This window comes from Mesorhizobium sp. B2-1-1, assembly GCF_006442975.2.
In the GTDB taxonomy this organism is placed as follows: domain Bacteria; phylum Pseudomonadota; class Alphaproteobacteria; order Rhizobiales; family Rhizobiaceae; genus Mesorhizobium.
In genome coordinates, this window is record NZ_CP083954.1 from 4,761,951 (window position 1) to 4,781,606 (window position 19,656).

At 64.4% G+C, this 19,656-nt stretch carries 19 protein-coding genes and 1 riboswitch; of the genes, 13 read left to right on the plus strand and 6 right to left on the minus strand.

Going from position 1 to position 19,656, the window contains the following annotated elements; all coding sequences use genetic code 11:
- The first annotated feature begins 226 nt into the window (after window positions 1–226).
- The 6 genes from FJ972_RS23405 to FJ972_RS23430 all read left to right on the plus strand — a co-directional run bounded on the left by FJ972_RS23405 (window position 227) and on the right by FJ972_RS23430 (window position 7,369).
- A complete protein-coding gene (locus FJ972_RS23405; protein ID WP_140497809.1) occupies window positions 227–1,168 on the plus strand; it encodes a D-ribose ABC transporter substrate-binding protein in 942 nt (313 codons plus the stop codon).
- A 76-nt stretch (window positions 1,169–1,244) separates the two neighbouring features.
- Entirely contained in the window at window positions 1,245–1,889 is a 645-nt protein-coding gene (locus FJ972_RS23410; RefSeq protein ID WP_140514654.1) for a DUF2291 family protein, read from the plus strand.
- Window positions 1,886–3,433, plus strand: a complete 1,548-nt coding sequence (locus FJ972_RS23415) for a sugar ABC transporter ATP-binding protein (RefSeq protein WP_140514652.1) — start codon at window positions 1,886–1,888, stop codon at window positions 3,431–3,433. Before FJ972_RS23410 ends, FJ972_RS23415 begins: the two co-directional genes overlap by 4 nt.
- Window positions 3,433–4,497, plus strand: a complete 1,065-nt coding sequence (locus FJ972_RS23420; protein ID WP_140497803.1) for an ABC transporter permease — start codon at window positions 3,433–3,435, stop codon at window positions 4,495–4,497. The genes FJ972_RS23415 and FJ972_RS23420 overlap by 1 nt, the downstream gene beginning before the upstream one ends.
- 2 nt (window positions 4,498–4,499) lie before the next feature.
- Entirely contained in the window at window positions 4,500–5,534 is a 1,035-nt protein-coding gene (locus FJ972_RS23425; RefSeq protein WP_140520884.1) for a Gfo/Idh/MocA family protein, read from the plus strand.
- Window positions 5,531–7,369, plus strand: a complete 1,839-nt coding sequence (locus FJ972_RS23430; RefSeq protein ID WP_140520885.1) for a hypothetical protein — start codon at window positions 5,531–5,533, stop codon at window positions 7,367–7,369. The genes FJ972_RS23425 and FJ972_RS23430 overlap by 4 nt, the downstream gene beginning before the upstream one ends.
- Before the next feature lie 2 nt (window positions 7,370–7,371).
- Here FJ972_RS23430 and FJ972_RS23435 read toward each other — a convergent pair whose 3' ends face one another.
- The gene (locus tag FJ972_RS23435; RefSeq protein WP_140514647.1) at window positions 7,372–8,085 is read right to left on the minus strand and encodes a transcriptional regulator NanR; all 714 of its coding nucleotides are present in this window, start codon (window positions 8,083–8,085) and stop codon (window positions 7,372–7,374) included.
- 282 nt (window positions 8,086–8,367) lie between these two features.
- On the opposite strand from FJ972_RS23435, the gene oiaX reads away from it, so the two are divergent.
- Window positions 8,368–9,618, plus strand: coding sequence for a 3-oxo-isoapionate-4-phosphate decarboxylase OiaX (gene oiaX, locus FJ972_RS23440; RefSeq protein ID WP_140520886.1), 1,251 nt, complete (start codon window positions 8,368–8,370; stop codon window positions 9,616–9,618).
- 8 nt (window positions 9,619–9,626) lie between these two features.
- The gene (locus FJ972_RS23445) at window positions 9,627–10,949 is read left to right on the plus strand and encodes a four-carbon acid sugar kinase family protein (RefSeq protein WP_140520887.1); all 1,323 of its coding nucleotides are present in this window, start codon (window positions 9,627–9,629) and stop codon (window positions 10,947–10,949) included.
- Window positions 10,950–11,007: 58 nt separating this feature from the next.
- On the opposite strand, the gene FJ972_RS23450 is transcribed toward FJ972_RS23445, so the two are convergent.
- Window positions 11,008–11,820, minus strand: coding sequence for a class I SAM-dependent methyltransferase (locus FJ972_RS23450; protein ID WP_140520888.1), 813 nt, complete (start codon window positions 11,818–11,820; stop codon window positions 11,008–11,010).
- A gap of 154 nt (window positions 11,821–11,974) precedes the next feature.
- Window positions 11,975–12,514 (minus strand): Lrp/AsnC family transcriptional regulator, encoded by a 540-nt coding sequence (locus FJ972_RS23455; protein WP_140520889.1) that lies wholly within the window; start codon window positions 12,512–12,514, stop codon window positions 11,975–11,977.
- Window positions 12,515–12,563: 49 nt separating this feature from the next.
- On the opposite strand from FJ972_RS23455, the gene FJ972_RS23460 reads away from it, so the two are divergent.
- The 4 genes from FJ972_RS23460 to dhaL all read left to right on the plus strand — a co-directional run bounded on the left by FJ972_RS23460 (window position 12,564) and on the right by dhaL (window position 16,297).
- Window positions 12,564–13,754: an MFS transporter gene (locus FJ972_RS23460; protein WP_140520890.1), complete on the plus strand. Its 1,191-nt coding sequence runs from the start codon at window positions 12,564–12,566 to the stop codon at window positions 13,752–13,754.
- Window positions 13,755–13,813: 59 nt separating this feature from the next.
- Window positions 13,814–14,016: riboswitch (FMN riboswitch) on the plus strand.
- Window positions 14,017–14,092: 76 nt separating this feature from the next.
- The gene (locus FJ972_RS23465) at window positions 14,093–14,566 is read left to right on the plus strand and encodes a 6,7-dimethyl-8-ribityllumazine synthase (protein ID WP_140497787.1); all 474 of its coding nucleotides are present in this window, start codon (window positions 14,093–14,095) and stop codon (window positions 14,564–14,566) included.
- Between the two features lie 77 nt (window positions 14,567–14,643).
- Window positions 14,644–15,651, plus strand: a complete 1,008-nt coding sequence (locus FJ972_RS23470; RefSeq protein ID WP_140520891.1) for a dihydroxyacetone kinase subunit DhaK — start codon at window positions 14,644–14,646, stop codon at window positions 15,649–15,651.
- A 10-nt stretch (window positions 15,652–15,661) separates the two neighbouring features.
- Window positions 15,662–16,297: a dihydroxyacetone kinase subunit DhaL gene (dhaL, locus tag FJ972_RS23475; protein WP_181170887.1), complete on the plus strand. Its 636-nt coding sequence runs from the start codon at window positions 15,662–15,664 to the stop codon at window positions 16,295–16,297.
- On the opposite strand, the gene FJ972_RS23480 is transcribed toward dhaL, so the two are convergent.
- Genes FJ972_RS23480 through FJ972_RS23490 form a run of 3 tightly spaced genes read right to left on the minus strand, consistent with a single transcriptional unit; the run spans window position 16,294 to window position 18,319 of the window.
- Entirely contained in the window at window positions 16,294–16,737 is a 444-nt protein-coding gene (locus tag FJ972_RS23480; RefSeq protein ID WP_140520892.1) for an RpiB/LacA/LacB family sugar-phosphate isomerase, read from the minus strand. The two genes, dhaL and FJ972_RS23480, sit on opposite strands and share 4 nt — an antisense overlap.
- 34 nt (window positions 16,738–16,771) lie before the next feature.
- Window positions 16,772–17,500 (minus strand): triose-phosphate isomerase, encoded by a 729-nt coding sequence (locus FJ972_RS23485; RefSeq protein ID WP_246674148.1) that lies wholly within the window; start codon window positions 17,498–17,500, stop codon window positions 16,772–16,774.
- A gap of 48 nt (window positions 17,501–17,548) precedes the next feature.
- Window positions 17,549–18,319 carry a DeoR/GlpR family DNA-binding transcription regulator gene (locus tag FJ972_RS23490; RefSeq protein WP_140520894.1) on the minus strand — a complete coding sequence of 257 codons (771 nt, stop codon included), beginning with the start codon at window positions 18,317–18,319 and terminating at the stop codon, window positions 17,549–17,551.
- A gap of 263 nt (window positions 18,320–18,582) precedes the next feature.
- Here FJ972_RS23490 and fba point away from each other — a divergent pair, with 263 nt between their 5' ends.
- Window positions 18,583–19,647 carry a class II fructose-bisphosphate aldolase gene (fba, locus tag FJ972_RS23495; protein ID WP_140497777.1) on the plus strand — a complete coding sequence of 355 codons (1,065 nt, stop codon included), beginning with the start codon at window positions 18,583–18,585 and terminating at the stop codon, window positions 19,645–19,647.
- Window positions 19,648–19,656: the final 9 nt, after the last annotated feature.

The following is a 19,656-nucleotide window of genomic DNA, read 5'->3' on the forward strand; positions in this document are numbered from 1 at the left end:
TACCAGTTAGCTTTAGCTGTTCCCGGACTCGGATCGGTCATGCTTCGTTGGAAGTTTGAAGTTGATGCGAGTGGAGGACGGCGGGAGCGGAGCGAGGAGCAGTTCGGATGACAGCCGGCGATCGGCTCTGAAATCCGGGCGGCGCACTGCCGGCCCTGCCTGACGAATTCAATCGTAGATAGAGGCCTCGAAACGATCGAGGCATGGGTTTCAACGGGAGGACTTCATGAAACTGACACGCAGAATGACGCTTGCCGCCTTCGCAGGCGTGCTGGCACTCGGCACGGCGATGCCCGCCTACGCGGCGGATCTCATCGCCATCATCACCCCATCGCACGACAATCCATTCTTCAAGGCGGAAGCCGTCGGCGCCGAAGCCAAGGCCAAGGAATTGGGCTACGAGGCGCTGGTGCTGGTCCATGACGACGACGCCAACAAGCAGTCCGAGCTGATCGACACTGCGATCGGCCGCGGCGCAAAGGCGATCATCCTCGACAATGCCGGCGCCGACGCCACCGTCGCCGCCGTACAGAAGGCCAAGGACGCCGGCGTCCCTTCCTTCCTCATCGATCGCGAGATCAACGCCACCGGCGTCGCGGTGGCTCAGATCGTCTCCAACAACTACCAGGGCGCCCAGCTCGGCGCGCAGGAATTCGTCAAGCTGATGGGCGAGAAGGGCAATTTCGTGGAGCTGGTCGGCAAGGAATCCGACACCAATGCCGGCATCCGCTCCAAGGGCTATCACGACGTCATCGACGACTATCCGGACCTGAAGATGGTCGCGCAGCAGTCGGCCAATTGGAGCCAGACCGAGGCCTATTCCAAGATGGAATCGATCCTGCAGGCCAATCCTGACATCAAGGGCGTCATCTCCGGCAACGACACGATGGCGATGGGCGCCTATGCGGCGCTTGCCGCGGCCGGCCGCAAGGACGTCATCGTCGTCGGCTTCGACGGATCGAACGACGTGCGCGATTCCATCACCTCGGGCGGCATCAAGGCGACGGTGCTGCAGCCTGCCTATGCCCAGGCGCAGATGGCGGTCGAGCAGGCCAACGACTTCATCAAGAACAAGAAGTCGCCCGAGAAGGAAAAGCAGCTGATGGACTGCGTGCTCATCAATGGCGACAATGCCGCTAAGCTGGAAACCTTCGCGCTGAAAAACTGAGCCGGCGCAACGCGAACAGCGAGGGGCGAACCGAGGTTCGTCCCTCGCTCCTTTTCACCAGGATGCCTCGACCGCCATGCAGAAAAAGCCGAGTTGGCCGATCCTTGCCCTGACCGCCGGCATCGCGCTCAGCGCCTGCAAGATCCTGCCGACGCCGTCGGCGCAAGGCGACGGCAATGCTTCCGCCTTCAACCCCGACAAGATGGTCGAGGACATATGGGCGGCGAAAGTCATCCCCTACCTGCAGCAGAAGGCGGGACCGTTCGCCGAGGTCCATGCGCTGGCGAAGACCGATCCGGCCGCGGCCGGCGCCAAATACGGCAATCCGAAGAAGCAGGCGAATTCGCCATGGACTTTCGCGGTCCGCGTCGAAGGCAAGATCGTCGCCGCCAATACGCAGTCGCGCGCGGCCACCATCGACGTCGACGCCGACGGTGACGGCAAGGCGGACGCGCGCGTCCAGATTGGGCCGGCGATGCGCGGCACGGCGCTGCGCGACAGCCTCGACTTCGTCCAGTTCAACGACTTCACCAACCAGATCGACTTCGCCCAGTTCGGCAAGGCTTTCAATGCCCATGCCGCCAAGACAGTGCTCGCCAAGCTGCCGCGCGAGGCGCTGGAAGGCCGCACCGCCAAGGTGCTCGGCGCCTATACGATCGAAGGCGGCCAGGACCTGCCGCTGGTGACGCCGGCGGAGGCCGAGATCGGGCCGAAGCCATGAGCCAGGCGAATGGCCATGACGTCATCCTCAAGCTGGAGGATGTCTCGAAAGTCTATGCCGGCACGGTCGCGGTCAAGCAGGCGAATTTCGAAGTGCGCAAGGGCGCGGTCAACGTGCTGGTCGGGGAAAACGGCGCCGGCAAGTCGACGCTGATGAAGATCATCGCCGGCGTCGAGCAGCCGACCGTAGGGCGCATCCTGCTCGAAGGCGAAGAGGTCTCTTTCTCGTCGTCGGGAGATGCGGTCGACCGCGGCATCGGCATGGTGTTCCAGGAGCTGAACCTGTTCGGCAACCTTTCGGTCGCCGAGAATATCTTCGCCACGCGCGAGATCACCAACCGCTTCCGCAAGATCGACCGCAAGGAACAGGAGCGCCGGGCCGGTGAATTCCTGGAGCGGCTGGAAGCCGGCATCCGGCCCGACATGCTGGTCGAGGATCTGCGCATCGGCCAGCAGCAGCTGGTCGAGATCGCCAAGGCGGTTTCGCTCGACGCCAAGATCCTCATCATGGACGAGCCGACCTCGGCGCTGAGCGCCGCCGAAGTCGAGATCCTGTTCAAGGTGATCGCCGACCTCAAGGCGCGCGGCGTCGCCATCGTCTACATCTCCCACCGGCTGGAGGAACTGATCCGCATCGGCGACTACATCACCGTGCTGCGCGACGGCCGCATCACCGGCCAGGAGCAGATGAAAAACGTCGATACGCAGTGGATCGTGCGGCAGATGATCGGCTCGGACGCCAAGGACTTCGCCAAGGCCGACGGCCATGTGCCGGGCGCGGAAATCTTCCGCGCCGAGGAGATCTGCCTGCCACGCGTCACCGGCGGGCTGGCGGTCGACCACGTCTCGCTGTCGCTGCGCGCCGGCGAGATTCTCGGCATATACGGGCTGATGGGTGCGGGGCGCAGCGAGCTGTTCGACTGCATCATGGGCCGTCACGGCCATGCCAGCGGCAGGATCTTCATCGCCGGAAAGCAGGTGAAGGAGCGCGACACGACGCGCCGCATCCAGCGCGGGCTGGCCTTGATCCCAGAGGACCGCCAGCGCGAGGGCCTGGTGTCGATCCTGTCGGTCGCCAGCAACCTGACGATGGCCAGCCTGTCGCGCTTCGTGCGCCTGTTTCACATCCGCGGCGGTGCCGAGCGGCAGGCCGTGATGCAGATGGTGCGGGAACTCGCAATCAAGGTCGCCGACCCGGCGCAGGAGGTCTCGTCGCTGTCGGGCGGCAACCAGCAGAAGGTGGTGATCGGCAAGGCGCTGCTCACCGGACCGAAAGTGCTTCTGATGGACGAGCCCAGCCGCGGCATCGATGTCGGCGCCAAGGCCGATGTCTTCCGCACCATGCGCAAGCTTTCGCGCGACGGGCTGGGCATCCTGTTCGCCACCTCGGACCTCGACGAGGTGATGGCGCTGTCCGACCGCATCGCGGTGATGAGCAATGGCAGATTGACCGGCATGTTCGACCGCGCCGAAGCGACGGAGGCGGCGATCGTCGCCGCGTCGGCGCTGGGCCACGGACCGGCCGCACATGGGGAGCAACGCTGATGACTGACATTCCGGCCAAGGCTGCCGCTTCCTCCGCCTCCAGCGGCTCGGCGCTGCTGACGCTGATGAAGCTCAGAACCTTCATTGCGCTGATCGCCGTGCTGGTGTTCTTCTCGATCGCGGCGCCGAACTTCCTGTCGGCCGCCAATCTGATCCTGATGGCCAAGCACGTGGCGCTCAATGCCTTTCTCGCCATGGGCATGACCTTCGTCATCATCACCGGCGGCATCGACCTTTCGGTTGGCTCGATCGTCGGCCTGTGCGGCATGGTGGCCGGCTACCTCGTGCTCAACGGCATCGACCTGCAGATCGGCTACACCATCTATTTCAATGTCGTCGAGATCGCCTTGATCACGCTCGCGGTCGGCATGCTGATCGGCGCCGTCAACGGGCTGCTGATCACCAGGCTCAACGTCGCGCCCTTCATCGCCACGCTCGGCGTGCTCTATGTGGCGCGCGGCTTCGCGCTGCTTTCCTCCGACGGCCGCACTTTCCCCAATCTCGTCGGCAAGCCGGAACTCGGCACCACCGGCTTCGGCTTCCTGGGTGCCGGCCGGCTGCTCGGCCTGCCGGTCTCGATCTGGATCCTGATCGTGGTGGCGCTGGGGGCGGCCTATCTCGCCCGCTACACGCCGCTTGGCCGCCACATCTTCGCCGTCGGCGGCAATGAGCGCGCCGCGCGCATCTCGGGCGTGCGCGTCAACATGGTCAAGATGTTCGTCTACATGTTCTCCGGCTTCTGCGCGGCAATCGTCGGGCTGATCATCTCGTCGGAGCTGATGGCCTCGCATCCGGCGACGGGCGAGAGCTTTGAGCTCAACGCCATCGCCGCGGCGGTGCTTGGCGGCACTTCGATGTCGGGCGGCCGCGGCACGATCGGCGGCACCATCGTCGGCGCCTTCGTCATCGGCATCCTTTCGGACGGGCTGGTGATGATGGGCGTGAGCTCGTTCTGGCAGATGGTGATCAAGGGCCTCGTCATCATCGTCGCCGTCGTCGTCGACCAGGCGCAGCGCCGGCTGCAGCAGCGCGTTACCCTGATGCAGATGGCAAAGGCGGGCTGAGCATGGCGGAGTTGCGTGGAGCGCTGATCGGTTGCGGCTTCTTCGCCGTCAACCAGATGCATGCCTGGCGCGATATCGAAGGCGCCTCGATCGACGCCATCTGCGACCGCGATCCGGAGCGGTTGCGGATCGTCGGCGACCAGTTCGGCGTGGTGCGGCGCTACACCGATGCGGCGGAACTTTTCGCCGCCGAGACCCTCGACTTCGTCGACATCGCCACCACTGTCGGCAGCCATCGACCGCTGGTCGAGATGGCGGCAGCGCATGGCGTTCCCGTCATCTGCCAGAAGCCGTTCGCGCCGACGCTTAGCGATGCCAAGGCGATGGTCGCGGCCTGCGCCAAAGCCGGCGTGCCGCTGATGGTGCATGAGAACTTCCGCTGGCAGTCGCCGATCCAGGCGGTGCGCGCTGTGCTCGACAGAGGCGAGATCGGCACGCCGTTCTTCGGCCGCATCTCCTTCCGCTCCGGCTATGACGTGTTTTCCGGCCAGCCCTATCTGGCGACCGGAAAACGCTTCATCATCGAGGACCTCGGCATCCACATCCTCGACATCGCCCGCTTCCTGCTCGGCGACGTCACGAGCCTGACCGCGCGGACCACACGCATCAACCCCGCGATCGCCGGCGAGGATGTGGCGACGATGCTCATGGATCATGCCGGCGGCGCCACGTCGGTTGTCGATTGCAGCTATGCGACCAAGCTTGCCACCGAGCCGTTCCCGGAAACACTTATCGAGCTCGACGGCGTCGACGGCACGATCCGGCTGGCGCAGGGCTACCGGCTGACCGTCACCGGCAAGAGCGGAACCAGAGTGAGCGATGTCTCGCCGCCGCTCCTGCCCTGGGCCTCGCGGCCATGGCACAACATCCAGGAAAGCGTGCTGGCCATCCAGCGGCACTGGGTCGACTGCCTTGTCGGCGGCAAGGAGCCGGCGACCTCGGGCGCCGACAATCTGAAGACATTCGCCCTGGTCGAGGCCGCCTATGCGGGTGCTGCGAGCCGCGAACCGGTGCAGATCGAAGCCTTGCTGCAATGACGGCCGACGTGTTCGATCTTTACGGCACACGGGCGGCCGAAGCGGCACCGATCCTGCTGCAGGCGGGCGCGCTGAGTGCCGAGCTGGTCAATGGCAATCTGCGCACAATCCGGCATGCCGGCACCGAAGTGCTGCGCGCCATCGCCTATATCGTACGCGACCGCGACTGGGGCACTTATGAGCCGGAGCTGACGGACCTGACCATCGACCAGAAGGTCGACCGTTTCTCGGTAAGCTATGAGGCGAATTGCACCGGCCCGGGCGGCAGCAGCCTGCGCTTCCACGCGACGATCGAAGGCTCCGCCGACGGCAGGCTGGTCTTCGATGTGACAACGCTGCCGGAGAGCGATTTCGAGACCAACCGCTGCGGCTTCTGCATCCTGCATCCGATCGCCGGCCTCGCCGGCAGCCCGGTGACGGTGGAGCACACCGATGGCAGGGTGGTGGACACGGAACTGCCTGATCTGATCGACCCATGGCAGCCCTTCAAGGACCTGCGTGCCATCACCCATGCAGTGCGTCCCGGCGTCAGCGCCGAATGCAGGATGGAAGGCGATACTTTCGAAATGGAGGACCAGCGCAACTGGTCGGACGCCTCCTACAAGACCTATGTGCGGCCGCTGGCCTTGCCGTGGCCCTATGTGCTGCCGGCCGGCGAACCGCTGCGCCAGACGGTGAGCCTGCGCCTCACCGGCGGCGCCGGGATGCCCGCCGCGACCGCGAGTGCCGAACCGGTCCGCATCGAACTCGGCGAGACCGGGCCGAGGCTGCCCGATGTCGGCGTGATCGTCTATCCCGAGGACGTAGAGGCAACGCTGGCCGAACTGCCGATGCTCGCAAGGCTCGGTCCGCAGCAACTCCTGTTCCACTTCGATCCGACGCGCGGCCACGGCCTGGACGCGCTGCGCGCCCATGCCCGGCTCGCCGCGGCGCATCCCGCCTCGACCACGCTCGAATGCGTGGTGGCCTGCACGGGCGACCTCGATGCCGAATTCTCCGATGTCGCCGATATGGTGCGCCGGGTCGGCCTGCGGCTCGATGCGGTTGCCGTCTCGCCTTCGGTCGACCGCCAGTCGACGCCGCCGGGCAGCGCCTGGCCGGCATGCCCGCCGCTGGAAGAAATCTATGCCGCGGCGCGGCGCGCCTTTCCCGGGATCCGCCTCGGCGGCGGCATGTTCAGCTATTTCACCGAGCTCAACCGTAAGCGCGTGCCCGCCGACCAACTCGATTTCGTCACGCACTGCACCTGTCCGATCGTTCACGCCGCCGACGATCTCAGCGTCATGCAATCGCTGGAGGCGCTGCCCTTCATCACCCGGTCGACCCGGGCGATCTTCGGCGACAAGCCTTACCGGATCGGCCCGTCGACCATTGCCATGCGACAGAACCCCTATGGCGGTGCGACCAAGGACAATTTTGCCGGCCAACGCATTGCCATGGCGAACCGTGATCCCCGCCATGCCGCGCAGTTTGCCGCCGCCTGGACCATTGGCTATGCCGCGCGCGTCGCGCCGGCCGGGCTGGAGATGCTGACACTGTCCAGCATCACCGGACCATTCGGCGTGCTGGCCGCATCCGGCGAACCTGTCGCCGAGGGATCGCCGCGGCCGATTTTCCGGGCCGTCCAAGGGCTTTGCGAACTGGCTGGGCTCGCGCATGTTGCCGCGAAAACAAGCGACGAGACGCGTGTTGCGGCGCTGGCCGGTCGCGCCGCCTCGGGCGACATTGCCGTCTGGCTGGCGAACCTGACGGCGAACGACGTCCCGGTTGATGTTTCGGCACTGGGTCAGGGCCATCTTACGATGTCGCCCTACGCCATTGTCTGGGTTGGCTAGAGCTACTTATCGGAATTCATCACATAGAGCGCACGCGAGCGTTCGAGATGCTTGATCATCGCCTTTTCGGCGCCGTCGGCATCACGGTGCTCAATGCGGTCGATGATCTCCTCATGCTCGGTAAGCGTGTATTGTTCCTTGCCGGTCCAGATCAGCATCTCGGTGTGGTATTCCTTCAGCCAGCCGAGCGTGGCTTCGCTGACGGCGACATAGATCGGATTGCCCGATATCGCCGATATCTGGGTGTGGAACTTCATGTCGGCGGAGATGAAGGCTTCGGAATCACCGCGCGCGGCGCGCTGCTCGGCCACCGTTGCCCTGAGCCGCTGCACATCCTCGGCGGTCGCCTTTTCCGCGGCTTCCCTGACCATGCCGCGCTCGAAGAAGATGCGCGCCGTCTTCAGGTGCTCCAGCGTGTCCCTGGATGAAGACAGGATGATCTTGGCCGCGCCGTCGACCTGCTTGATGATCGATTTGGCGGTTAGTTGCAGCACCTTGGCGCGCTCGCCATGCGAGATGGCGACCAGTCCCATATTGCTCAGCGCCTGCATGGCCTCGCGGATCGCCGGCCGGCCGACCTCGAAGCGCTCCATCAACTCGCGTTCGGACGGCATGTCGTCGCCCGGCTGCAGCTCGCCGCTGGTGATCAGCCGCTTCAGCCTTGCAAAGACTTCGTCGGAAAGTTTGCGCCGGACGATCGGCTCCGAACGGTTCATCGTGACGAATCACTCCCTGGCCCGGTTCCTGTTTAGCATTCCAGGCAGGATTACCGGAATGCCTGCGCCTGGAGCGGTCCCGCGATTTCATGCAATCGCCAAGCCGCGCCAGCTGTTTGTTCCAGGCATTCCGAACGAAAAACGCCGCTCATTTCCCGGAATTGCCGAAGCCGGCCCTCTTGCCGAAGTCGGGATATTGCTTGCAATACTTAGGTACTCATTATACCAGATTTCCTGCGCGACAAAACTTTTTTCGAACCCTTTTCGAGCGGCCGACAGACCATGATCACGCTTACCTATCGCATCGAAACCTCTGGCAGCATCGAAGCGCTGGCGGCCAAGATCGCGAGCGACCAGTCGACCGGCACCTTCGTCCCACTGCCCGGCGAGACCGAGGAATTAAAGGCGCGTGTGGCGGCTCGTGTGCTGGCGATCAGGCCCCTGCCCGATGCCGAGCAGCCGTCGCTTCCCGGATCCGGGAATGGCCCCTTCCGGCGCGCCGATGTCGATATCGGCTTCCCGTTCGACGCCATCGGCACCGACCTGTCGGCGTTGATGACGATCGCCATCAGCGGCACCTATTCGATCAGGGGCCTGTCCGGTATCCGGGTCATCGACATGAAGCTGCCGGAACAATACCGGGGCGCCCATCCCGGCCCGCAATTCGGCGTGGCCGGCAGCCGCAGGCTGACCGGGGTCGAGGGCCGTCCCATCATCGGCACCATCGTCAAGCCGGCGCTTGGCCTCAGGCCGCACGAGACAGCCGCGATGGTGGGCGAACTGATCGAAGCCGGCGTCGATTTCATCAAGGACGACGAGAAGCTGATGAGCCCGGCCTATTCGCCGCTCGCTGAGCGGGTGAAGGCGATCATGCCGCTGATCCGCGACCACGAGCAAAAGACCGGCAAGAAAGTGATGTACGCCTTCGGCATCTCGCATGCCGATCCCGACGAGATGATGCGCAACCACGATCTGGTGCTGGAAGCCGGCGGCAATTGCGCGGTCGTCAACATCAACTCCATCGGATTCGGCGGCATGGCTTTCCTCAGGAAGCGCTCCGGGCTGGCGCTGCATGCGCACCGCAATGGCTGGGACATTCTCACCCGCCATCCCGGCCTCGGCATGGATTTCAAGGTATGGCAGCAATTCTGGCGGCTGCTCGGCGTCGACCAGTTCCAGATCAACGGTATCGGCTCGAAATACTGGGAGCCGGACGATTCTTTCATCCGCTCTTTCGAAGCGGTGACCACGCCGCTGTTTTCATCATACGATTGCACGCTGCCCGTGGCCTGCTCCGGCCAATGGGGCGGCCAGGCGCCCGAGACCTATGAGCGCACCGGCCGCACGGTCGATCTCCTCTATCTCTGCGGCGGCGGCATCGTCAGCCATCCGGACGGGCCCGGCGCCGGGGTGCGCGCGGTGCTGCAAGCGTGGCAGGCCGCGGTCGAGGGCATTACCCTCGACGAATTCGCGCGCGACCATGCCGAGCTGGCACGCTCGATCGAGAAATTCAGCGACGGCAAGGCGGCCTGAGCGAAGCCATGCAGAACCTGCTCCTGAGCTACTATGGCGACGACCTCACCGGCTCGACGGATGTCATGGAGGCGCTCGAGCTCGGCGGCGTGCCGACGGTGCTGTTCATGCGTCGGCCCGACGAGCGCCTGCTGGCGCGATTTTTCCATTGCCGCGCCGTCGGACTGGCCGGCACCAGCCGAAGCGAAACGCCGCAATGGATGGAGCAGAATCTGGCGCCCGCCTTCGAATGGCTGAAGAGCCTCGAAGCGGCGATCTGCCATTACAAGATCTGTTCGACCTTCGATTCCAGCCCGACGGTCGGCAATATCGGCCGCGCCATCGAGATCGGCCGGCGCATCTTCGGCCAGAGTAGCGTGCCGATGGTCGTCGGCGCGCCGCAGCTCAAGCGCTACACGGCCTTCGGCAATCTTTTCGCGGCGTTCCGCGGCGAGTATTTCCGCATCGACAGGCATCCGGTGATGAGCAGGCATCCGGTGACGCCGATGAACGAAGCAGACCTGCTCGTGCATCTCTCGCGCCAGACCAGTCTCAGCTCCGGCCTTGTCGACCTGGCTGCATTGCAGACCGACGATCTCGCGCAAACGGTCGACCAGGCCGTGCAAAACAGGGCGATCATCCTGTTTGATGTCGAAAGCCGCCAGACACAGAGACGCGTCGGCGAACAGATCTGGCGCATCCATGACCAAGGCCATGGCTTCGTCGTCGGATCCTCGGGCGTCGAATATGCCTTGCTTGCCGAATGGGCCGGCAAAGGCATTGCCTCCGGGCAGGCGTCGTTCGCGCCGCCGGGACCGGTAGACCGCCTCGCGGTGGTCTCGGGCAGCGTGTCGCCGACCACCGAAAAGCAGATCCGCCACGCCCTTGCCCACGGTTTCGACGGCGTCGAGATGGATGCCATGCAACTGGTCACGGAGGGCGCCAAGGAGGCAATCGAGCGCGCCGTCGCGAGCGGATTGGCAAGCCTGGCTGCGGGGCGCAGCGTCATCCTCTACACCGCGCTTGGCCCACAGGCCGACCGTGGCGCCGAGATCGACCGGATCGAAGGTGCGCGAAACACGCTCGGGCGAGCGCTGGGAACAATCCTGCGCCGGTTAATCGTGGAACAGAAACTCAAGCGCGCGGTGATCGCCGGCGGCGACACCTCCAGTCACGCGCTCGGACAATTGGCCATCGACGCGCTGACCGTGCGCATGCCGTTGCCGCAATCGCCGGGATCACCGCTCTGTGTCGCCCATGGCGGCGGCGCAATCGATGGACTCGAAATCGCGCTCAAGGGCGGCCAGGTCGGCACCGACGCCTATTTCGAGACGATCCGGCTGGGAAGCTAGACGTTTGTTTTTGCGCAATTCCGGACGGAAAACCGTACACACTTTTCCTGGAATTGCTCTAAGCCGTTGCCATGATGACGTGGGCCTGAATTTTGGCGGCCACCGCGCCGCTGCCATGTCTGTCTGCAATCGCGGATGCGGCGTAGTCGGTCGCGGCTTGCAGCTTCCCTGCCTCCCGGGCCTCGATTTCGGTGCGAAGCACAGTTCCCTGGCAATAAGCGACGGCGGGAAGGCGCGGCGAGGATGCACGGCTTTGTTCGGCTCTCGTCTCGATCATCACAGGAGAAAAGCCAGCCTCCTCCAGCTCGCGACGGATCACTGCCTTGTCGTGGTAGCCATGCGGCGTGCGTGCCAGAAAGCGCGGCGGATCGTCGGGGAAGATCCTTGCGAGAGCATTCGTCACATCATCGGCAAAGACGTTCTCCTCGATGCGATCCCATACGCTGAACAGGAAATGTCCGCCCGGCCTCAGGACACGCCTGGCTTCGCGGTAGGCCGATGGCCGGTCGGGAAAGAACATCGCACCGAACTGACAGCAAACGAGGTCGAAGGCCGCATCTTCAAACGGCAGCGCCAAGGCGTCCGCTTGACGCCATGTGATGCGACCGTCGGGAGGTTGTCGCGAAGCGGCATAGTCGAGCATCGGCTGGTTGAGGTCGGTTACCGTATAGCTTGCGCCGGGAGACAGTTTCGGCGCCAATGCACGGGTAACGACCCCGGTGCCGGCGGCCGTCTCCAAAACGGCGGCGGGCGACAGGGACGCTGCTCGTCCTGCAATATCCGCAGCGAAGGGCTCGAAAATCAACGGCACCATATAGCGGTCGTAGTTTTCCGGTATAGAGCCAGCGAATACCTTGTCCGTTTCCAGCATTGCCACCACCCGCCCTCTGCCTAGAGGCTCGGGAGATTAGCATATCATTCCTTGTTTTGCGGCGTTTTCGGCGGAGGCGGCGAGTCCAGCTCCAAATCAAAGAGATAGAGCATGATGTCGTCCGAAAACCGCTTCGCGCTTATGGCATCAGGCCTTAGTACAGAGGCTCGGCCATGTGCTTGGGCGCCGGCCACTGCGTCGTGACGCCGGGCTGCACCGGCCGCTCGAGATAGGTCGACAGCACCACGTAGCTGCGCGTCGAGGTGACGCCGGGTGTCTCGTAGAGGCGCGACAGCAGGCCTTCGAGCGCCCGCGTGTCCTCCGTACGGACCTTCAGCAGCATGCAGGTGTCGCCGGCAACCGTGTGGATCTCCTCGACCTCCGGATATTGCGAAACCGCCATCAGCTCCGGCGTCTTGCCCCAGCCCTTGGTGTCGATATGCACGAATGCCAGCAGCGGCTTCTTGACCGCCTTGGGGTCGATGATGGCAGCCGTGCCGCGAATGGCGCCGCTGCGCCGAAGGCGCTTGACGCGCTCATGCGCGGCGGGCGGCGAGAGGCCGACACGATCGCCGAGCTCAGCATAGCTGACCGTGGCGTCGTCGACGAGAACGCCTAATATCTTTCTGTCGATCGCGTCGACATCGCGGGGCGCCGGCCTGTTCTGCGGAATGCTATTTGTTTCTTCGTTCATAGTGCAAATTCCCGATTGTAGCCGAATAAAATACGGCCATTATGAATATATGTCGAACAGCGATCAAGCAGTAACCCTGGGTGCGAATGCCCGGCCGCCCATCCCGGCGCTGGCCTATCTCTTGACCGGATGCATCGCCGTCATCGGCTCGAACTCCCTGGTGCTGGGTCCGATTGCTCCCGCCGTGGCCGTGTCGTTCGCGACCAGCGTGCCTGTCGTCATGATGGCGGCCGCCGCGTTCGGCCTCGGCACCTCGGCGAGCGCCTTGTTCCTGGCGCGCTACATCGACCGGGTCGGCGCGCGCCGGATGCTTCAGGCGGCCTTGCTGCTGCTGGCGTTGGCGCTTGTCGCAAGCGCTGCGGCGCCGACGGTGACGGCGCTGGTCGCCGCGCAGCTTCTCGCCGGCATCGCCGCCGGCGTCGCCATGCCGGCAATCTATGCCAGCTCCGCGGCGATTGCCCCACCTGGACGGGAAAGCGGGACGATCGGCGTTGTGCTGACCGGATGGACGCTGAGCATGGTGGCCGGCGTTTCGCTGTCGGCGGTGCTTGCCGATCTCGTGCACTGGCGGGCCGTCTTCGCCGCCGTGGCGCTGCTGGCGGCGCTGGCGCTTGGCAGCCTTACCGCGTCGTCACTCCCGGATGTCAGAAAGGCCGGCCCGGCGCCGGCGCCGCTCGAGGCGCTCGGCATTCCCGGCATCGTGCCGCTTCTGATCGCCTGCGGCGCCTTCATGACCGCCTTCTATGGTGTCTATGGCTATCTTGGCGACCATCTGCACAGCGGGCTGGGTCAGCCGGTCAGCGCCAACGGCCTGGCCGCACTCGCCTATGGCGCCGGGTTCGGCACGGCGGCGCTCTTCGACGGCATCATCGATCGCCTGGGGGCTCGCCGCGTCATGCCCTTCGCTTACCTGCTCGTCGCCATCGTCTATGTCGCGATCGCCGCGACAAGCAACAGCTATGGCATGATGCTCGCCATGGTGGCGGCCTGGGGTCTCGCCAATCACTTCGGTCTGAACGTGCTGGTGATGCGTCTGTCGGCGCTCGATCCGTCACGGCGCGGCACGATCATGGGCCTGAACAGCGCGGTGACATATCTGGCGGTCTTTGTCGGCACCACCGGCTTCGGGCCGCTATATTCGGATTTCGGCTTTGCCGCATCGGCAATGGTGGCGGCGTTGCTGATGCTGGTCGCGGCTTCGGCCGCCGCCTGGCGCACGCGCCAGCCACACAGGACGTGATGGGCCACCAGCCCGCGCGCGGTTGACAGCGGCGCCCCTGCCCTTCCATACAAAGCCGTTAATGTTCTCAGGGCGGGGTGAAAGTCCCCACCGGCGGTAAGGACTCCTGATTGCGCACGATTTCTTTCCGAAAACCGGTCCGGTTTTCGGGGTCATGCGCGGGACCCAAGCCCGCGAGCGCTTTCCGGCAAAACCGGAAGGGTCAGCAGATCCGGTGTGATTCCGGAGCCGACGGTCACAGTCCGGATGGAAGAGAACGAAACGGAAGACGGACCGCCCCGGCGGCCGGTTTTCGTATCGTGCGTCCTGATTCTGGTTCGAAACGGAAGGATGGACCCATGAATCAGCATTCCCACAAAGACTATGAAACGACCCGCGTTGCCGTTGTCAGGGCACGCTGGCACGCGGATATCGTCGACCAGTGCGTCGCTGCCTTCGAGGCGGAGCTTGCTGCACTGGGCGACGGCCGCTTTGCCGTCGAAATCTTCGACGTGCCCGGCGCCTACGAGATCCCGCTGCACGCCAAGACATTGGCCGAGACGGGTCGCTACGCCGCGATCCTCGGCGCTGCCTTCGTCGTCAATGGCGGCATCTATCGGCACGAATTCGTCGCCGGCGCCGTCATCGACGGCATGATGAACGTGCAGTTGACGACCGGCGTGCCGGTGCTTTCGGCGGTACTGACGCCGCACAATTACCACGACAGCTCCGAGCACCACCGCTTCTTCCTCGAGCACTTCCAGGTGAAGGGCAAGGAAGCGGCCGGCGCATGCCTCCAGATTCTGGCGGCGCGAAGGCACATCGCCGCCTGAAACAGCCGAGAGCGGGGTGGAAATCGCGGTAACAGCCTGTAGTATCTCAGGAAAATGCCGAGTTCGGGAGGATGCCGGTGCAGACCAAGAAGATCATCAATGACGGCAACCGTGCCGTCGACGAGATGCTAGAGGGGATTCTGGCCGCGCATCCCAGCCATCTCAGGAGCGTGGACGGCAACCCGCGCTCGATCATCGCCCGCAACGGACCGCGTCCCGGCAAGGTCGGGCTCGTCGTCGGCGGCGGCTCGGGCCATGAGCCGACCTTTCTCGGTTTTGTCGGCAAGGGCCTGGCGGACGCGGCGGCGATCGGCAATGTCTTTGCCTCGCCGCCACCCGATCCCATCCTTGAATGCGCCAAGGCGGCGAACGGCGGCGCCGGCGTCCTGTTCACGTACGGCAACTATGCCGGGGACGTGATGAATTTCGACATGGCGGCCGAAATGGCCGCCATGGACGATATCGAGGTGCGCACGGTGCTGACCACCGACGATGTCGCCTCGGCACCGCGCGACCAGCGGCAGAAGCGTCGCGGCGTCGCCGGCAATTTCTTCGTCTTCAAGGCGGCCGGCGCGGCCTGTGACCGCATGCTCTCCTTCGACGAATGCGAGCGCATGGCGCGCAAGGCCAACGACCATACCTTCACCATGGGCGTGGCGCTGTCGCCCTGCTCGCTGCCGCAGACCCGGCGGCCGAATTTCGAGATCGGCGCCGACGAGATGGAGATCGGCATGGGCATCCATGGCGAGCCGGGCATCGCGCGCGGCAAGCTCGGGACCGCCGACGAGATCACCGACGAGATGCTGGACAAGATTCTCGCCGAGATGGCGCCTTCGCCTGGCGACAAGGTTGCGGTGCTGGTCAATTCGCTGGGCTCGACACCGTTGATGGAGCTCTACATCATGAACCGTCGCGTCAAGCAGCGTCTCGACGACATCGGCGTTTCCATCCATGCGACCTGGGTCGGCAATTACTGCACGTCGCTCGAAATGGCCGGCGCCTCGGTGACGCTGTTCCATCTCGATGGCGAGTTGCAGACCATGCTCGACCATCCGTGCGACTGCGCCATGTTCCGCGCCGGCTGAGGAGTGACCCGTGAGCATCGATAGCGCTGACCTGAAGAGAATGTTCGATGCGATCGCGGTGGCGATCGAAGCCGACAAGGACCGGCTCTGCCAGCTCGACGGCGTCATCGGCGACGCCGATCACGGCATCGCCATGGCGCTCGGCTTCAACGCAGTGCGCGACGCGCTGGCGCCACTCGACCTGACGGCGACCGAGCCGACCGCGCTTCTCAACATGGCGGCTAAATCGTTCCTCAACGCGGTCGGTGCGTCGTCTGGCCCGCTCTATGCCACCGCCTTCATGCGCGCCGCCGCTGCCGTCAAGGGCAAGACCACGCTAGCTGATGCGGATGTCGTCGCGCTGTTCCAGGCGATGGCGCAAGGCATCCGCGATCGCGGCAAGGCCGAGATCGGCGAGAAGACGATGATCGACGCCTGGTTGCCGGCGGCGGAAGCGGCCGGCGCCAGCAATGCGGCGGGAAAAGGTCTTGCCGAAAGCCTCGACGCGGCAGTGGACGCGGCGCGCCTGGGGGCCGAGGCGACCAAGGACATGATCGCCGTCAAGGGCCGCTCCTCGCGGCTCGGCGAACGCTCGCTCGGCCATATCGACCCCGGCGCCGCCTCGGCCGTGACCGTCATCGAGGCTTTGCGCGACAACCTGGCTTAGGCCTGCTTCGCTTCATCGAGCTTGTTGATCGCCTGGACATTGCCGGCCGACGGTCCCTTCTCGTCGAACTCCGAGGCCAACCAGGTATCGACGATCGCCTTGGCGAGTTCCGGGCCGATGACGCGGGCGCCCATGGTGATGATCTGCGCGTTGTTGGATTTGGCGGCGCGCTCCGCGGAATAGGTGTCGTGGGTGAGTGCCGCCCGGATGCCAGGCACCTTGTTGGCCGAGATCGAGACGCCGATGCCGGTGCCGCAGAACAGGATGCCGCGGTCGTTCTCGCCGTCGATGATCGTCTGCGCGAGCTTTTGTGACAGGTCGGCATAAAAGCCGGCCTGGCTGAGATCGCTGACGGCAAGTCCGGGCTTCGTCGCCAAATGTGCGGCGATGACATCGAGCAGCGGCTTGCCGGCGCTGTCGGCTCCAATGGCTATTTTCATGGTCGTATCCTTCCTTGAATGAGATTTCGTTCGTTCAGATCGCCGCCGAGGAGCGCCTGAGGATGTCGACATAGCCCTCCACCTGCCAGGCCGAGCGGCCGATAAAGAGGCCATCGATGCTGGGCTGGCCGATCAGCTCGGCCGCGTTGCCGGGATTTACGCTGCCGCCATAGAGCACCGGCGGGATGGACGGCAGCAGGCCGCCGGCCACTTTCTTGATCAGCGCCTGCTGTTTTTCGGCATAGGCGGAGCTGGCCGGAATACCCTTGTCGCCGATCGCCCAGACCGGCTCATAGGCAAACAGGATTTTTGCCGCCTTCGCCCCGCCTTCGAGGAACAGCAGCGCACCCTCGACCTGGCCGGTCAACACCGCATCCGCCTTGCCGTTTTCGCGCTCCGCCAGCGTCTCGCCGACGCAGATCAGCGGTATCAGTCCGTGCTTGACGGCGGCCGCCGTCTTCAGGCCGACGGTACGATCGGTCTCGCCGAAATGCTCGCGCCGTTCGCTGTGGCCGAGTTCGACCATGTCGAGACCGCAGTCGCTCAGCATCAGCGGCGAAATCTCGCCGGTCCAGGCCCCGGCATCGGCCCAGTGCATGTTCTGGGCACCGACCTTGACCCGCGTCGACGACAGCGCCTGCTTGACCTCGCGCACCGCCGTGAACGGCGGGATGACGAAAGGCTGGATGCGCTCGTCGAAGCCTGGCACGAAGCCGGCCAATGCCCCGGCGAAATCCAGCGCCTCGGCGAGCGTCTTGTTCATCTTCCAGCTTGTACCGACCCAATAAACCACGCCTGCGCTCCTTGATCCTCAATCCTTGTTGGCGACCACCGTCAACGAAACGCCGGCTGCATCCAGTGCGGCGCGCATTCCAGGCTCAGGCGCGCGACCGGTGAAGACGGCATCGAACGCCTCGAGTTCGGTCAGGAAATGCAGCGCCGTGCGGCCGAACTTGCCGTGATCGACCAGAAGGTATTTGCGGGTCGCTGCTTCCATCATCAGCCGCTTGATCTGCACCACCTCCTGGTCCTGGTGGAAAGCGGAGGCGCCGTGGATAGCCGATGACGACAGGAAGGCGACGTCCGCGCGCAGCGATCTCAGCGAAGCCTCGGCAAGCAGTCCGAAGAAGCCGTGGAACTTCTTGCTATACTGGCCGCCGAGCGCAATCAGGTCGATGCCCCCGGCGCCGGCCAGGTCCTGGATGACGGCCAGATTGTTGGAGATCACCGTCAGCGGCCTGAAATCGGCGAGATGCCGTGCGATGCCGCCAGCCGTCGAGCCGTCGTCGATGATGACAGTCTGGCCGGGTTCGATCATCGCCACGGCGGCCGCCGCAAGGCGCTGCTTTTCCCCTGTCGCCTGCTTTTGCCGGTAGCGAAAATCGCTTTCGAAGAGACCGCTCGGCTGGATCGAAGCGCCGCCACGCACCTTGCGCAGGAAACCGCTCTCCTCAAGGTCGTCGAGGTCACGATGCACCGTCATCCTGGAGACGCCAAAGCGTGAGGCAAGATCGTCGACGCTCGCCGCGCCGACGTCCATCAGAAAGTCCATGATGCCTTGACGCCTGTTATCGCTCTTCATTGCTGCCGATGTCCGCCAACCGACGCTGGCTCCTCGATAAGATAACATATTTCTTCCTGAAACTATCATGATTTTTGTGATAATGAGATGTTTTCCTGGGATATTCCCGTGGCTTTCATCACGGCCCTGTAACAAGAATTGCTGCCGGGACGGTGTCTGACGGTTGCGGTTGCGCGGAAATCCGGCCAGAAGCATCGGTGGGCTGGACGATGCGCGGACAGCCAGCAAGCACAGGTTAGAAACCAGATACGGGAGACTATTCGTTGGCTCGCATCACACTGAGACAATTGCTCGATCACGCCGCCGAATACGGCTATGGCGTGCCGGCCTTCAACATGAACAACATGGAACAGGGCCTCGCCATCATGGAGGCTGCGGAGGAGACCAAGTCGCCGGTCATCCTGCAGGCAAGCCGCGGTGCGCGTGCCTATGCCAATGACGTGGTGCTGGCCAAGCTGATCGATGCGCTGGTCGAGATCCATCCCGACATCCCGGTCTGCATGCACCTCGACCACGGCAACAACGAGGCTACCTGCGTCACCGCGATCCAGCATGGTTTCACCTCGGTGATGATGGATGGATCACTCAAGGAGGACGGCAAGTCGCCGGCCGACTACGCCTATAATTCGGGCATCACCAAGCGCGTCGTCGATATGGCGCATTGGGGCGGCGTTTCGGTCGAAGGCGAGATCGGCGTGCTGGGCTCGCTGGAGAGCGGCGGCGGCGAGCAGGAGGACGGCCACGGCGTCGAAGGCGCGATCAGCCACGACCAATTGCTCACCGATCCGGTGCAGGCCGAGCAGTTCGTGCGCGACACCCATGTCGACGCGCTGGCGGTTGCCATGGGCACCAGCCACGGCGCCTATAAATTCTCGCGCAAGCCGGACGGCGCGGTGCTGGCGATGAACGTCATCGAGGAAATCCACCGCCGCCTGCCGAACATGCACCTGGTCATGCATGGTTCGTCCTCGGTGCCGGAGGATCTGCAGGAGATCATCAACAAATATGGCGGGCAGATGAAGCCGACCTGGGGCGTGCCGGTGGAAGAGATCCAGCGCGGCATCAAGCATGGCGTGCGCAAGATCAACATCGACACCGACAACCGCATGGCGCTGACCGGCGCGATCCGCAAGGTGCTGACGGAAAATCCCTCGGAATTCGACCCGCGCAAATATCTGACGCCGGCGATGGCGGCGATGAGGAAGCTGTGCAAGGAGCGTTTCGAGCAGTTCGGCACCGCCGGCAACGCGCCGAAGATCAAGCCGCTGCCGGTCTCGGAAATGGCCAAGCGTTACAAAGCGGGCAGCCTCGATCCGAAATTCGGCTAAACGACCAGT